Genomic DNA, 15,747 nt, shown 5'->3' with positions numbered 1-15,747 from the left:
GCTAGATGGTTCGACGGGCACGTGGGACAAGTAGTAAAGGGTGCAGCTTGGCACATAGGAGATCGGAACAATGACGCCCGTTGGAGCTGGTGTATTCGTTCAGCTTCCTAAGCGCGCGGACGTCATCAATGTGGGCCTACCCCTGTTCGAAGACTCCCTAAAAGCCCAGTCGGTAGCTGTCGTAGGAACTGAATGGCGGATCCCGGGCCGCGGGAAAGAGTCCGTCGTTGCGGCACTCGCACGGTTGTGGGGGCCTAAGTCCAAACTGATCGAAACCGCGAACGCGGAGGTTTTATCGAGGCTCAACCGTGGCCGACCGATGCTTCGGGCTATAGAGCGAGCCGGCGCGGTGATTCCTGAGATGAGCGAACGGACGCTCCTTCACTGCGGTCCGGCGATTAGGTGGTCGGAGATGTGCGATCCTCTTCGCCGGTCTTTGACGGCGGCTGTGGTGGTTGAGGGGTGGGCGCAAAATGCCGAAGACGCGGCTTGCCTGCTGGCAGCCGACTCAGTGGAATTGAAACCAGCAAACGAGCATTCCGTTGTTTTGCCGATGGCGACCGTGATCGGTCCCTCCACGCCCGTCTACGTGGTTGAAAATGATATCGGCAGCACCCGAGCCTACTCGAGCATCAACCAGGGCGCTGGGGCGGTCCAATGGTTCGGAGTCAACAGCGCAGCGGCGGTCGAGCGCCTTGCGTTCATTCGTGACACGATCGGTCCAATACTTGCGGAGACACTGCGGCGAAGCGGACCCATCGACATTCTCTCGCTCGTTGCGCAAGGGGTGTTGATGGGAGACGACGTCCATCTGCGGGTGCAAGCCACGACCAATTTGCTTCTCAAGGAGCTTCTGCCGTTTCTTGTGCAGAGTCAGCATGGCCGGCTAGCAGACGTCGCGGAGTTTTTAAGCCGAAACCATATGATGTTTCTTAACGTCGCGATGGCGGCCGCGAAGTCGCTCGTCGATGCTGCGGCCACGGTGCAAAACGCTAGTATCGTGACGACAATGGCAAGGAACGGCACATCGTACGGCATCCGCTTGGCAGGTGTAAGCGATCGGTGGTTTCTCGCCAGTGCGCCGTCGGTCCAAGATGCCCTCTACTATCCGGGCTTCGGTCCGGAAGTCAGTGCTCGAGACATAGGCGACAGCGCGGTTCTCGAGCTTGTTGGGCTAGGTGGCGCAGCCGCGGCGAACTCTCCGGCGGTCGCAGCCATTCTCGGTGGGCGAATGGCTGACGCAAGAAGCGCAACGGAACGCATGCGCCGCATCTGCGCTGGCGAAAGCACACGATTCCGGATGCCATTTCTCGAAAATGCGGGAACCCCGGTTGGTGTCGATGTCCGCCGGGTCGTCGAATTCTCGATCACGCCTGGCGTCAGTACCGGCATCATTCATGCGACTGACGGCGTTGGACAGATCGGAGCGGGCGTCGCCTGGGCACCCTTGAAATGCTTTACCGACGCCTTGCTCGAACTCGACGCGAGGATCGTGTGACCCAACGACCGGTCTTGTCCGCTATAAGCATTGGTGAAGGGCTAACCGAGGTTTTTACAGTTGCTTGGGGGGAGAGCCGCAAGGGAATAGTCGCAGGAAATTTCTCTTGCGGCTTCTATGTCCGCCTCGGAAAACTTTTCCTCGCATTTGGAGGACCGCAGCTACCCCCGGGGCCCATCCATGTAGTTGTTGAGGAGGCTCCACCGGCGCCCCCGGAGCGGTCTAGCGTGCATTTCTCACGCGATCTCATCGTGACCGCAACATCCGCCTTCCGATTGTCAGACGCCGAAGCATACCGGCCCACCCGGTACACGAGATCGGATTTTGTCGCGATGGCCCGGACACTCGCCGAAGCCGATAGCCTGGATGTTCCCCCGCACGATCTTACTCATATCTGGCACGACGTGGTCGAAGCGGTTATTTCCTCGAACCTTCATAAAGCAAGAATACTGCTGCAAGGCCTTGGAGCGGGACTTACACCATCAGGCGACGACGTACTGGCCGGAATTCTGCTCTTCTGGCACTGGGCAGACCCTCGCAGCGAAATGCCTGCGCAGGTGGCGGCAATAGCCGATACATGCGACCTGAGCCGCAGCTTTCTGTCCTGGGCGGCCCGGGGGCAGAGCATTAAGCCGATCCATGCACTCGTTGAATGCGCCGCCGGCCTTTCAAGTGCTAATACGCCCGCAGGATCAAGCCGCGCTGATTTCGAGCGACTTACGTCAGTCGTTCGATCCATCGGGAGCTCCTCGGGGGGAGCGATGTTGACCGGTCTTCGCTTGGCGGCCGTCGCGTGGCTACGTATAAATGGCTCGCCTTTGCCTTTCCCGACGATCTCACAGCCCGATCTCACCATCCTGGAGTTCGCAAGGTAAAAGGGGAACCGAGATGCCACGGTACGACGAGCGCCCTTTGACATCGAGGGATTTTGCAAATTTCGTAGCAGAGATTATGGCGGCCGGGTGTGATATCAGCGCCCTCGGCTACGACATAAGTCCTCCGACCGGTCTGGAGGGCGCGCGGCGTGCCATCACAAGGGAGACAGATGGACTACGTCTTCGGTTTCCGGGCGGTCCCCCGATTGAGTGAACACACCCGGCCTTGGAGGACCGTGCCTCCTCGTGGCACTTGATGAAACGTGTGTTTCCGACCCGCCCGAACCTCCATTATGATCTATGGCCATTCGGATTTTCGTATGGAATCCCATTCTTGCGGCTCGCCCAAGTCTGAATAGTGTTCGCGGCCTGATTCTGCTGGAATAATTTCACCGGCGTTTGACGGCGTGGAAGCTCTCGCGGTCTCATAGAAGCGTTGGTGGCTCGATTATGTTTCCGTGCACACCAACTCCATCCCATACCGTTGTTCCGACGAGGATTTGTTCCTCGATTGCCTCCGCCGAGTGCAATCGGCGGCGATCAGAACGGCCTATGCCAATGCGGTGAGGGCCGACGGCACGCGCGGGTCTTCTCGACAGCTGGGGGATCCACTGAGCCACGAAGCTCGGCATCTGGAAACGCAAGCTGACGCCGAACGGAACGGCCATCTTCGGCGGAAGAAGCGAGCTCGAACGCTGGCGGAATGGGCTGGTCTCGCCGGAAGAATGGAAGCGCAAGCGGCTGCATCCGTTCGTCAGTTTCGGTGATCGCCACCCGCGGCAACCAGAACGTCCACTTGCTCGACGAGACGACGATCGTCGTCAAGATCGGCCGCAAAGAAATCGGCGGCCGATCGGGAAAGACGGTGACGCACCGCGGTGCTCCATCTGGCGCGCATGACCGGAAACCGCGGGATCATCATGCGGCAGCTGGCCGACATCCGCGCCAACGCGGCGGAGCGGGACCGCATCAACGTCAGCTTTTCCATCAGCGACACCCATGTCAGCGTCACCTTCGACCCGACCGATCTGCCGCACCATCCGCAACGGCGTCGTCCCGTGGTGCCGATCAAGGGACGCTGCCTCGGCATCGATCTCAATCCGAACTGGGATCGGCATCGCCGCGGCGGCAAACACCAAAGGTCCAGGCTCCGTGAAAAGCACAAAGCTGCTGGACCACGCGTTGGTGAAGCTCGACCTGGACAAGGATGCATCGGCGGAGCTGGTGCGCGAGACGCTGGCGGCCGTCTGCGGCCGGGCGATCTCGATGGCGCGCAAACATCGCTGCGGCACCATCGTCTTGAAAAAGGGACTGGGCAAGTTGCAGTCGTGCGGCAGGGGCCGCTCCCTCAACCGGCTCCTGAACTACTGGGCAAGGACGGTGTTCGTGCAGATGCTGACACGTCGCGCCCGTCTTGCCGGCATAGACGTGCTCGAGGTCTCGGCGGGCTATAGCTCGGCCATCGGCAACCTCGCCTTCGATGCGCCCGATGCCTGCGCGTCGGCAACCGAGATCGCCAGACGGACCATTGCCCGTCTGGCCGGAATAAAGGGCGTCCTGCTGGCTCTCGAGGAAGGGTGCGTTTCCCGTCTATGGAAGAATGGGACGGTGCCCGCCGAACTCGGTTCATGGCAGGAGGTATCAAAGCGGCGAAGATTGGCTACCGCCGCCCGCACCCCGACGTGCCGGTTGGCGCGCGGGGTTCCGATGTCCACGCGACGGAGATGTTCTGTGGGCATGCGGTCGTCCGCCTTGGCGGGCGTCACCGACCGGGACTTCTGTCCCGGGTGTCTGCTGCCAAGCGGGACGCAACAGTTCGGGCTTTTGTTCAACGTGGAGGTGTCTCTCAGAGACAGGATTCCACGCGAAAATCCGAATAGCGATCTATACTCCGAAATCGTAGAAGGGGGGGCCACTCTCAAAGACGTGTTCCAGAGATTGTGCGGGCGGGTTGAGATTAGAACCCAGGGCGCGTGCCGGGATTCCAGCAACTGTCTCACCTTCGCGGACGGGTTTAACGACCACTGAACCTGCTCCAATACGTGCATTGGCCGCGATCTCGATGTTGCCGAGGATTGTTGCTCCAGCACCAATGAGCACGCCACGGCGGACCTTTGGGTGGCGGTCGCCGGTTTCCTTTCCTGTTCCGCCGAGTGTGACGTTCTGGAGTATGGAAACGTCATCTTCAACGACGCAGGTTTCGCCAATGACGATGCCGGCCGCGTGGTCGAGAAATATCCCGGCGCCGAGGCGAGCCGCCGGATGCACGTCAACCTGAAGCGCTCGGGAAGTGCAACCTTGCAGATAGAGTGCCAAATCGCGACGACCTGCAAGCCACAAGGCGTGTGAGATGCGGTGTGCCTGCAGCGCTAAAAAGCCTTTGAGGTGTAGGAAAACGTGCAAGGCTTTGGTCGTCGCCGGGTCTCGATCCAGAACCGCCATGATGTCAGTGTGGGCGCGAGCTAGAATAGAGGAATTTCCGTCCGTGAGTGGAGTGATCGCGGTCAAAAGCAGTTGCTCTTCTTTCCGGGGGACCAATAAGCTCGCCACTCGATAGCAGATCGCTTCTGTTAGGTTGGGTCGCTCAGTGACGCTCTCACCAATCACCGCCGCAAGGAAAGGCTCACTTTCGATTGCCTCTTCCGCTTCCGCGAGAATTCGGCACCATACTGAGTGGTTGTCATCGTGATCGGTCACGCGCGTGCTACACTTGAAGGGTCGCGAATTCGCCGAAATTGCGCAGTCTTTCCCAAGGCTTGGCGGCAACGGCATCTAAAGGGAAGCGGGTGGTTCTTGGGGTTGGAAGTAGTTCGCTGCTCATTTTGTGTATGCAGAATCTGCTATGCTTACGTTGGTGCGCGCATCCGGTGAAAATTGAGAGCGGTATACGGATTGCCTGCCCGACTGGTGGTCCGCTCGCGTTTTCCACTGGATAGGTTCGGGAATGTATGGATCGAAGCCATACTGTATCGCGCTAATGTATGCAAGTGCGAATGACGCGAAGGCTATGGACGCGCACATTTTCCGTCGCTGTCGCCACGCCTTCCGAGCAGAGTATGCAATACAAGCGAAAGGGTGGACGTTGTAGGCGGGCTGGTAATACCGCGGAACGTATTACCGCGCGTAGCGCCGTCCTGTGCGGGCGTCCTGAACTTGGATGTTGCACGAGGGGCTGTCAGTGCCCGAAGAGAGGGATCAAAGCGGAAGGCACGGCATGCAGCTGCGCATGCCCACGGTAAATCAAAGCCGAGTAGGGAGTCGCTAGATCGCTCAGCATCAGTGTCGCTCCTGAAAAATCGTCTGTTTGCGTGTACAAGCTAGGCGTCACGACGGTCGGCATTCCCGCTGCGAGCGCCGCTTCAAGGCCTACTCGCGAATCCTCGAACGCCCAGCATTGGTGAGCCGAGACCCTCAAGTCGTGAAGGACGCGTTCGTAGACTTCGGGATGAGGCTTCTTATGAACGACGTCTTCACCGCATCGGACCGACATAAACCAGTTTTCGACGCGTCCGCCAAGTGTAGCGGCAATTAATGCGTCGACATTGCTTCGGGTCGTGGTCGTGGCGATGGCCATCGGAATCGACTGCTTGTAGGCGATGTCTATCAGGCGTTTCACCCCCGGGCGCAACTCGAGCGAGGTGGAAGTGACCATCTTCCGATAGATTTCCGTTTTCCGCCGGTGAAGCGTAGGAACGTCGATTGCTTTCTCTCCGATCAGGTTGGCGTAAACTGTAATCCTCTCTTTTCCACCGGTGGTTCTCAGGAGTTCCCCGTACACGCTACAATCCCAAATCCAATTGAGACCGGCTTCTTTAAACGCGGCATTGAAAGCCTTCCGGTGCAGTTCCTCGGTCTCTGCGAGAGTACCGTCAACATCAAAAATTAGCGCTGCGGGCTTCATTGATCGCATCTCTTTCGCGGAGCCAAATGGGGAAATGTTCAAGGCTATTCATGCGGTAGGATGGAGCCGGACCCCTCCCTGATACGTTGTAGCCAGTCCCAACCAGCAGGGATGGCATTCCCGCCGAGCACGCGGCGGCAATGTCAGCCTCTCCATCCCCGACCATCAAGGAAACATCACGTGTCACGCCTAGCTTTCGAGCCGCAAGTAGCAACATATCGGGTTCGGGCTTGCGGGGCAGGCCCGTGTCGCCACCGATAACGACCTCAAAGCGCGCGAGCAAACGAAAGTGCTCGAGTATCTGCCGCGCAAAGTGCTCAGGTTTGTTCGTGACAAGCGCCAAGGGAATGCCAAGGGATTCTGCTGCATCGATCGATGTTGTAGCACCTGGCATTAACGACGTCTGCTGGACGAGCCGGCTTGCGTATGCCTCCTGCATGGACGATGTCGCCTGGTCCAACTGGTCTTCCGTAAGCGGCATATTGCACGCGTGATGCGCACGTTCGACGAGTGCGCGGATTCCATGCCCGACCATCCGCCGAACAGAAGGAATAGGCAGTGGACCCAGCGATCGGATTGCGAGAACCTCGTTGATCGAGACGGCAAGGTCTGCCGCGGAATCCACCAAAGTTCCGTCAAGGTCGAAAAGCACCGCCTTCGGCATGCCTCGAACGATCACAAGTGAGGACGGGAACGGACCAACTGCCATCGCGTCACCTCGCTTCGCGCAGGTCCGCAGGATCGGCTAGGTCGGCCGCCCGGCGGATTGCAAGTATGTTGGCCTCGTACTCCGCCTCGGAGTTGCCCTTAAAGACAGCCGAACCAGCCACGAGGACGTTGGCGCCGGCGGCGCGTACGAGCGGGGCCGTTTCCGGCGTGACGCCGCCGTCGACCTGAAGGTCGATCTGCCGATTACCGATCATCTGTCGCACCCGTTTTATCTTCTCGATTACTGCTGGGAGGAAGGACTGCCCGCCAAACCCGGGATTGACCGTCATTATCAGGACAAGATCCACGCGGTCCATTACGTACTCGATCGCTTGTTCCGGCGTTGACGGATTGAGCGAAACCCCTGCCTTCAGTCCAAGATTTCGGATCATCTGGAGCGAGCGATCGAGATGGGGTCCCGCCTCGACATGAACGGTGATGATGTCACAGCCCGCATCGGCGAAGGCGGTGACATAGGCGTCCGCAGGCGCGATCATCAGATGGCAGTCGAAGACCCGGTTCGTGCGTGGTCGCAATGCCTTCACAATTGCTGGGCCAAATGTGATGTTGGGCACGAAGTGTCCATCCATTACATCCAAATGGATCCAGTCTGCGCCGGCGCGTACGACAGACTCGACTTCGTCTCCGAGACGGGAGAAATCAGCGGCAAGGATCGAGGGCGCGATAATAGTGCTGCTCATGGTGTGACAATGTCCTGGAAAACGCGGCTGGCGAGGATGTCCTCAGCCGATATAGTTGACAGCGTTTCACCGGAAACCGGACCAACCGAATTTGTGAAAAGCCGATTGGCTTGGCGAAGCCGTGCTCGATCAAGGGCATTGCGGATGGATCGGGCGTTTGCAAAATGCGGCTGGCTCCGTCGCCGTACGATGTAATTCGCCATTTGGGTACGGGCTTCCTCGTCAAACCGGTAGTTCTGGTCCGCCAGTAGAGTGTCAGCGATCTGAAGGAGCTCTTCATCCCCGTAATCGGGGAAATCGATATGGTGAGCGATGCGCGATCTAAATCCGGGGTTACTCTGGTAAAACAGGTCCATTCGGTCGGCGTAGCCGGCAAGGATTACGACGAGATCCTCTCTGTTGTTCTCCATGACCTGCAGCAAGATCTCTATTGCCTCCTGACCGTAGTCTCGCTCATTGTCTGGGCGATAGAGATAATACGCCTCATCGATGAAGAGGACGCCTCCCATGGCGCGCTTTAGTACCTCTTTCGTCTTGGGCGCGGTGTGGCCGATATACTGTCCGACAAGGTCGTCCCGGGTGACGGAGACAAGATGGCCTTTGCGCACGTAGCCGAGCCGATGAAGGATGTTTGCCATCCGCATCGCCACCGTCGTCTTTCCCGTGCCCGGGTTGCCCGTGAAGCTCATATGCAGCGTCGGCGTAGTATGCGACAGTCCGAGCGATCGACGTGCACGATCGACGACGAGAAGGGCAGCGATTTCACGGATGCGTTGCTTCACGGGTTTAAGCCCGACCAGTTCCCGGTCAAGTTCGTCAAGGACCTCTCCGACGCCCGAGGATCTGAACTCTTCCGTCAGGTCGATCCGGCGAGACGACGGATCGACAGTCGGCCCGCCGAAGGCGGCGGGCCCATTCTGTTGTGACAACATCCTTCTCTTCCTCACCTTCTTGAGATTGGCTAGCGGGCTGTTTGCAGGCCATAGACCTGCGAGCGGCTGTGAGCATCGGTTCTCGCCATGACAAGTTTCGTTTCGACAGGCGGGCGGTTCACGAGGAAAGACATCCGCACCGTCTCCCATCCGCGTGTGTTGTCGAACGCGTTTATTCGAATGTAGGCGTTCGGATGAGCCTTGCGGCAATCGGCAAGCTCCAACATGACCCCCTTGGCGTCACGCAAATCAAACATCGGATTACCCCACATACCCCAGTAGGTGTTGCGGGGATGCGGGTCATCGGTGAACTCGATGCCGATTGCCCACTCGTTGCGCAGACAATATTCAACTTGGGAAGTGATCTGCTCGTCCGTGAGGTCCGGCAGGAACGAAAAACATCCTTGGGTGATACGCATTGCGTTTCCTTCGGTTTACAGGCCAACGGATGGGGTCGGAACAAAATCCGAGGTGTCGGTTGAAGTGTAGTTGAAGCTGACGTCGCCCCAGACATCGAGCGCCGCTTCGAGTGGCTTGCACCATTTGGCGGCTGCGCGCAGAACCTCGGGACCTTCTGCTGTGATGTCCCGGCCTTCGTTGCGGGCGAGTACCATTGCCTCGAGAGCAACACGGTTCGCCGTTGCGCCTGCTTGTATTCCCATCGGGTGACCGATCGTCCCGCCGCCGAACTGGAGCACGACATCGTCACCGAACAACTCAAGCAGTTGATGCATTTGCCCGGCATGAATGCCGCCAGAAGCCACCGGCATGACCTTTAGCGTGTCGGCCCAATCCTGTTCGAAGAAGATGCCACGCTGCAGATCGACCTCGTTCTTCAGTTCGCGACAGACATTGTAATACCCTTGAACGGTTAGCGGATCGCCCTCCAGTTTACCGACGGCCGTACCCGCGTGGATATGGTCGACGCCAGCAAGGCGCATCCACTTGGCAATGACTCGAAATGAGATGCCGTGATTCTTCTGCCGGGTGTAGGTGCCGTGTCCGGCCCGGTGGAGGTGGAGGATCATGTCGTTGGCTCGGCACCATTCCGAAATCGATTGGATCGCGGTGTAGCCGATAATCAAGTCGATCATCACGATCACTGAGCCGAGTTGCTTGGCGAACTCTGCGCGGCGATACATTTCCTCCATCGTTCCGGCGGTGATATTGAGGTAATGCCCCTTGATTTCGCCAGTTTCTGCTGAGGCTTTGTTGACCGCCTCCATGCAGTAGAGGAAGCGGTCGCGCCAGTTCATAAAGGGCTGCGAGTTGATGTTCTCATCGTCTTTCATGAAGTCCAGGCCGCCCTTCAGCCCTTCATAGACGACCCGACCGTAGTTCTTGCCGGACAGCCCGAGCTTTGGCTTGGTGGTCGCACCAAGCAGGGGCCTGCCAAATTTGTCCAAACGCTCGCGTTCGACAACGATGCCGGTCGGTGGTCCTTTGTAGGTTTTCACATAGGCGACTGGGAAGCGGATGTCCTCAAGCCGGGCGGCTTTGAGAGGCTTGAAAGAAAAGACATTGCCAATAATCGATGCCGTAAGATTTGCAATCGACCCGGGTTCGAACAGAATAAGGTCGTAAGCGACGTAGCAGAAGTACTGGCCATCCTGACCTGGGACAGGGTCGACGCGGTACGCCTTGGCTCGATACTGGTCAGCCGCTGTAAGCCGGTCGGTCCAGACAACGGTCCAGGTCGCCGTGGAGCTTTCTCCGGCAACGGCGGCCGCGGCCTCTATAGGATCGACACCAACCTGCGGCGTGATGCGAAAGAGCGCGATGATATCGGTGTCCTTCGGAACATAATCGCCGTCCCAATACCCCATCTGCGCGTATTTTAGCACGCCTGCGCGGTACCGTTCTTTGCCGCGGATTTCTGTCTTTGCATCGGTGTTCATGTTTGTTCCTTTCAACGTTATGTCAGGCTGCCCAGGCCGCGCTCGAGGTGTCGCCGAGCTCGCCACTTTGGTAGCGGCGAGCCATTTCTTTCATTGGAAGAGGTTTGATCTTCGAAGCATTTCCTGCAGTGCCGAATGCTTCGAAGCGCTCGATGCAGACCTTTCGCATCGCATCCATCGCGGGCCTCAGGAACATTCGGGGATCGAACTGTGAGGGCGCGGAGGTCGCGGTTCGCCGGAACTCCGACGTAGCCGCCAAACGCAGGTCCGTGTCGATATTGATCTTGCGAACACCGTGGCGGATCCCGCGGACGATCTCGTCGAGAGGTACGCCGTATGTCTCGCGCATCTCACCCCCATGAGCGTTGAAGACCGCCTGCAGCTCCACAGGCACACAGGATGACCCGTGCATGACGATGTGCGTGTTCGGAAGCCGGGCGTGGATGCGCTCGATCACGTCCATTGCCAGAACCTCTTGGGTGGGTTTCCGCGTGAATTTGTAAGCACCGTGCGATGTGCCGATCGCAACGGCGAGCGCATCCACCCCCGTTTCCGCGACGAACGCGGCGGCTTGATCGGGGTCGGTCAGCAGCATAGAGCGATCGAGGGCGCCCTCGAAGCCGTGCCCGTCTTCTGCTTCGCCATGGCCGGACTCTAGCGAGCCCAGGCAGCCGAGCTCACCTTCAACCGATGCGCCGACCATGTGCGCCAACTGGCTAGCCTCGCGTGTCACGCGCACATTGTAGTCATAGTCAGCCGGTGTCTTGGCATCCGCCAAAAGCGATCCGTCCATCATCACGGACGTGAAACCGGCTTGAATAGCCGAGAGGCACGTTGCGAGATTATTTCCATGGTCCTGATGAATGCAGAGCGGAATCCCGGGAAACATCTGCTCGAGCGCTTCCATCATCTTCGAGAGCATAATGTCGCCCGCATAGCTACGCGCACCGCGAGAGGCCTGGAGGATAACCGGCGCGTCGCAGCGCACAGCCGCCTCCATGATCGCAAGGCCCTGTTCCATGTTGTTGATGTTAAAGGCGGGTACGCCGTAGTCCGCCTCAGCGGCGTGATCGAGCAACTGGCGCAGAGTTATCCTAGCCATGTCAGGACTCCTTTCGGTTCGTGTCGGGTGGATTTGAGTGCCTCGATACCGGGGAGGGGGCGCCCTTCTAACCAGTCCAGGAAAGCCCCGCCGGCGGTCGAGACATAGGTGAGGTCTTGGTCGACGCCCGCCGCGGTGAGCGCGGCCACGGTATCTCCGCCTCCAGCGACCGAGCGAAGTGCGCCACGACGAGTGAGTTCGGCGATTATCCGTGCGATGAAAAAGGTTCCAATGCCGTACGGTGTGAGTTCGAACGCACCGAGGGGACCGTTCCAAAGGACGGTACCGGATTGGCGCAATGCCTCACCGATCTCGTGCCGCGAGGCTTCGCCGATATCCAGAGCCATGACGTCGTCACTAATCGCGTCGACTTGCACCATCTCGCAAGTGTCGTTTGCAACAAATCGTCGGCTGACGACCACGTCTCGCGGCAGAAGGATGCGACACCCGGATTTGCGAGCGGCCGCCTCTATTTCGCGTACGGTCCCCACCGCATCCCTTTCGCAAAGCGAGATGCCTACTGATATCCCGCGTGCATAGAGAAAGGTGTTCGCCATGCCGCCCCCGATCACAAGCGTGTCAACTTTGTCTACGAGGTTTTTGAGGACTTCGATTTTCGTCGACACCTTCGAGCCGCCGACGATCGCTGTGACGGGGCGACGGGCGGTATCCAAGGCCTTCTCCAGCGCTTCGATTTCAGCCAGAAGCGAAGGTCCGGCATAGGCCGGCATCAAGCCGGCAATGGCATGTACCGAGGCATGCGCACGATGCGAGCAGGAAAATGCGTCGTTGACATATAGATCTCCCAGGACCGAGAGCCTGCGGGCGAAAGCGAGACTGTTGTCTTCCTCGCCTTTGTGAAAACGAAGGTTCTCGAGGAGCGCGACCCCGCCGGCAGGTAGACTTCCGACAGCCCGTTCTGCAGAATTCCCCACGCAGTCCGGTACGAACCGCACGTCGCGCTGCACCAGCGAGGACAGGGCTTCGGCCAAGGGCCGTGTCGAAAACACTGGATTGTACTCGGCTGCTGGACGGCCGAGATGTGTCATCACGACGACACGGGCTCCACGCGATAAAAGTGCAGCGACGGCCGGCGCGAAACGGCTGATACGCGTGGCGTCGGTGATGCTCCCACTCTGCATTGGTACATTGAGATCAGCCCGCACCAATACGATCCGGTCGGCAACATCGGCATGCGCCACGTCAGGCACGAAATTTTCACGCGTCGCCAACATGGCATGCTCCGTTCGAAAGGAGAGCGTCCGCGGCCTTGACGACGGCTTCGACGGTGATCCCGAAATGTTCGTAGAGGGCTTCAGCCGGCGCGCTCGCGCCGAAACCGGTCATGCCGATGAACCGGCCGGTCTCCCCGAGCCAGCGGTCCCAGCCGAGGCGTGCTGCGGCCTCAATCGCAATGCGGGGGGCGGTGCCGAGTACGGAACGCTTGTATGCGTCGTCTTGTGCCTCGAAACGATCCCAGGATGGCATGGAGATGACGGCAACGTTGAGCGCTCGTTCCGCGGATAAGCGTTCAGCAGCGGCGACAGCGATCTGTAGTTCGGAACCGGTGGCCAGAAGCGTCAGCTGCCGGGGCTCCACAGTGTCCCGCAATACGTAGGCGCCTCTGGCGGATTGGTTTTGGCGTGTGTGAAGATTCCGCAGCATGGGAAGGGCCTGGCGCGACAGCACAAGGACGGTCGGCCGATCCCTCGAAGTCAGCGCCAGCTCCCAGGCTTCCACGGTCTCGACGGCGTCTGCCGGTCGAAATACCTGCAAATCCGGTGTTGCACGAAGCATCGCGAGATGTTCAACCGGTTGGTGCGTCGGGCCGTCCTCCCCAAGTCCTATCGAGTCGTGGGTCATCACGTATATGACGCGCTGGCGCATCAGGGCCGACAGACGGATTGCACCCCGCGCGTAGTCCGCGAAGCAGAGGAATGTTCCTCCGTAAGGGATGAAACCGCCATGCAGCGCCATTCCGTTCATCGCAGCGGCCATGGCGTGCTCGCGAATGCCAAAATGAATGTAGCGGCCCTGGAAATCACCCGGCCGGATGGGGAGCAGACCCGGTGTAAGTGTCAGATTGGAGTGTGTAAGATCGGCCGATCCACCGACAGTAAGAGTTGTTTTGGCGTTGATGATAGCCAGAGTATTTTCGGAGGCCTTGCGCGACGCGAGCTTCACTTTTTTTTCGACCTGTTCCCTGCGAAAAGCAGACAGCGCTCTTGTCACGCCGGGTGGCACGTTGCCCTTCATGTCCGCCAGGAAGCGATCTTTTCGGGAAGACAGCTCCAGCCGGCGCTCCCAGTCTTCCCGCGCTTGTCTGCCTCGCTGTGCCACGCCTTGCCACGCGAGATAGACGGATTCCGGCACATGGAACGCTTCGAAGGGCCAAGAGAGACAGACGCGTGCGGCGGCGATTTCCGCGTCACCCAATGGCGCGCCATGGACCTTCTCTGAGCCCTGTAGGTTCGGCGCACCTTTGCCGATGACTGTTCGACAGGCGATCATTGTCGGTCGGCGGTTCTTTTGAGCGCGGGTTAGCGCCGCGGCAATAGCTCCGTGATCATGGCCATCAACCTGATCCGTCGCCCATCCCGCCGCCGCGAAACGCATACGCTGCCGCATGGATGTCGACAGGCTTAGGTCTCCATCGATCGAGATCCGGTTGTCGTCCCACAACACAATGAGCTGCGAAAGCTTGAGATGGCCGGCAAGGTCGATCGCTTCGTGGCTGATTCCCTCCTGCAGGCAGCCGTCTCCGGCGATGACATAGGTCTTGTGATTGACTAGCCGCTTGCCGTAACGCGACGTCAGCATGCGCTCAGCCAGCGCCATGCCCACGGCCGTTGCAAGTCCCTGGCCAAGCGGGCCAGTTGTCGTTTCGACGCCGAAAGTGTGCCCATACTCGGGGTGGCCCGCGGTGACGGAGCCGAGCTGGCGGAACTGGGCCAACGCCGCAATGGGCATGTCCGCGTAGCCAACCAAATGATGGATCGCGTACTGCAACATAGAACCATGCCCGGCCGAAAGGATGAAGCGGTCGCGGTCCGGCCAGTTTGGTGTCGTGGGATCGATCCGAATGAACCTGTTGAAAAGCACCGTGGCAACGTCGGCCATGCCCAACGGCATACCTGGATGACCGGAATTGGCTCGCTGGACGGCGTCCATCGTCAGAGCGCGGATGGCGTTTGCCATCTCGTGTTCAGAAGCCTGGATATCTACCGAGGTGTGGTGGACGTTCATGTCTTCCTCCTGATCAGGACGACCGATGCTTCTCGTCGAGAAGCTTGTGTATGAGGGGGGTGAAGATGAGCTGCATCGCGAGGTCCAGCTTTTCGCCGGAAACGACGATCGAATTGGCGCGCGACATGAAACTGTCGCCCAGCATTGAGAGCAGGTAAGGGAAGTCGATGCCGCGGGGGTTGGCAAAACGAATAACCAACATGGATTCGGCGGGTGTCGGAATCCACCGCGCGATAAAGGGATTCGACGTATCGACGGTCGGCACGCGCTGGAAATTGATATTTGTCTGCGAGAACTGTGGGCAGATGTATCGCATGTAGTCCGGCATGCGCCGAAGGATGGTGTCCGTTACCGCCTCGGTCGTATAACCACGGGCGGACTTGTCCCGGTGGATCTTCTGAATCCATTCCAGGTTGATCACTGGCACGACACCGATCTTCAGGTCGACATGACGCGGGAGGTTTACTTTCTCCGTCACGGCGCAACCGTGGAGACCCTCGTAAAACAGGAGATCACTCGAGGGTAGGTCAACCCAATCAGTGAAGGTGCCGGGAGGCGCGCCATGGAATCTGGCTTCCGCATCGTCGTGGACATAGTGACGTCGCTTGCCCGTGCCGCGTCGTCCGTATTCCTCGAACAGCGCTTCCAGACGCTCGAGTTCATTGGCTTCGGGACTGAAATGGGAAAAGTGTCGGTTACCGCGAGCATCTTCCTCGGCGACCTTTTCCTTCATCTCGGTGCGATTGTAGCGGTGGAACGCGTCACCTTCGATGAAAGCTGCTGATATTTTCTCTCGTGCGAAGATCTTCTCAAATGTGGTTTTAACAGTCGTCGTACCCGCGCCCGACGACCCAGTGATTGCGATGACGGGAAACCGTTTTGACAT

At 59.1% G+C, this 15,747-nt stretch carries 14 protein-coding genes; 2 read left to right on the top strand and 12 right to left on the bottom strand.

Annotated elements, in window-relative coordinates:
- Positions 1–70: 70 nt before the first annotated feature.
- Both IB265_RS14930 and IB265_RS14925 read left to right on the top strand, forming a co-directional pair.
- Positions 71–1,498, top strand: coding sequence for a DUF1116 domain-containing protein (locus IB265_RS14930; protein ID WP_192371142.1), 1,428 nt, complete (start codon positions 71–73; stop codon positions 1,496–1,498).
- A 332-nt stretch (positions 1,499–1,830) separates the two neighbouring features.
- Positions 1,831–2,373, top strand: a complete 543-nt coding sequence (locus IB265_RS14925; protein WP_192371143.1) for a DUF2877 domain-containing protein — start codon at positions 1,831–1,833, stop codon at positions 2,371–2,373.
- Between the two features lie 754 nt (positions 2,374–3,127).
- Here the strand turns inward: IB265_RS14925 and IB265_RS14920 are convergent.
- From IB265_RS14920 to IB265_RS14865, 12 genes are all read right to left on the bottom strand, one after another.
- A complete protein-coding gene (locus tag IB265_RS14920; RefSeq protein ID WP_192371144.1) occupies positions 3,128–3,463 on the bottom strand; it encodes a hypothetical protein in 336 nt (111 codons plus the stop codon).
- Between the two features lie 794 nt (positions 3,464–4,257).
- Positions 4,258–5,145: a serine O-acetyltransferase gene (gene cysE / locus IB265_RS14915; protein ID WP_192371145.1), complete on the bottom strand. Its 888-nt coding sequence runs from the start codon at positions 5,143–5,145 to the stop codon at positions 4,258–4,260.
- Between the two features lie 403 nt (positions 5,146–5,548).
- On the bottom strand, positions 5,549–6,274 hold the full coding sequence (locus tag IB265_RS14910) for an HAD-IA family hydrolase (protein WP_210334499.1): 726 nt from the start codon (positions 6,272–6,274) through the stop codon (positions 5,549–5,551).
- A complete protein-coding gene (locus tag IB265_RS14905; protein WP_192371146.1) occupies positions 6,249–6,983 on the bottom strand; it encodes an HAD-IA family hydrolase in 735 nt (244 codons plus the stop codon). Before IB265_RS14905 ends, IB265_RS14910 begins: the two co-directional genes overlap by 26 nt.
- A gap of 4 nt (positions 6,984–6,987) precedes the next feature.
- Positions 6,988–7,683: a ribulose-phosphate 3-epimerase gene (gene rpe, locus IB265_RS14900; RefSeq protein ID WP_192371147.1), complete on the bottom strand. Its 696-nt coding sequence runs from the start codon at positions 7,681–7,683 to the stop codon at positions 6,988–6,990.
- A complete protein-coding gene (cbbX, locus tag IB265_RS14895) occupies positions 7,680–8,615 on the bottom strand; it encodes a CbbX protein (protein WP_192371148.1) in 936 nt (311 codons plus the stop codon). The genes rpe and cbbX overlap by 4 nt, the downstream gene beginning before the upstream one ends.
- Before the next feature lie 29 nt (positions 8,616–8,644).
- Entirely contained in the window at positions 8,645–9,034 is a 390-nt protein-coding gene (locus tag IB265_RS14890) for a ribulose bisphosphate carboxylase small subunit (RefSeq protein WP_192371149.1), read from the bottom strand.
- A gap of 15 nt (positions 9,035–9,049) precedes the next feature.
- Positions 9,050–10,513: a form I ribulose bisphosphate carboxylase large subunit gene (locus tag IB265_RS14885; protein ID WP_192371150.1), complete on the bottom strand. Its 1,464-nt coding sequence runs from the start codon at positions 10,511–10,513 to the stop codon at positions 9,050–9,052.
- Positions 10,514–10,535: 22 nt separating this feature from the next.
- Positions 10,536–11,615, bottom strand: a complete 1,080-nt coding sequence (fba, locus tag IB265_RS14880; RefSeq protein WP_192371151.1) for a class II fructose-bisphosphate aldolase — start codon at positions 11,613–11,615, stop codon at positions 10,536–10,538.
- Positions 11,603–12,850, bottom strand: coding sequence for a phosphoglycerate kinase (locus IB265_RS14875; RefSeq protein ID WP_192371152.1), 1,248 nt, complete (start codon positions 12,848–12,850; stop codon positions 11,603–11,605). Before IB265_RS14875 ends, fba begins: the two co-directional genes overlap by 13 nt.
- Positions 12,834–14,861: a transketolase gene (gene tkt, locus IB265_RS14870; protein ID WP_192371153.1), complete on the bottom strand. Its 2,028-nt coding sequence runs from the start codon at positions 14,859–14,861 to the stop codon at positions 12,834–12,836. The genes IB265_RS14875 and tkt overlap by 17 nt, the downstream gene beginning before the upstream one ends.
- Positions 14,862–14,874: 13 nt before the next feature.
- Complete coding sequence (locus tag IB265_RS14865; protein ID WP_192371154.1) at positions 14,875–15,747, bottom strand: phosphoribulokinase; 873 nt, start codon at positions 15,745–15,747, stop codon at positions 14,875–14,877.

Origin of the sequence: Ensifer sp. ENS10 (genome assembly GCF_014852025.1) — a bacterium.
Lineage (GTDB): Bacteria > Pseudomonadota > Alphaproteobacteria > Rhizobiales > Rhizobiaceae > Ensifer.
This window is presented reverse-complemented; position numbering and strand designations above follow the sequence as displayed.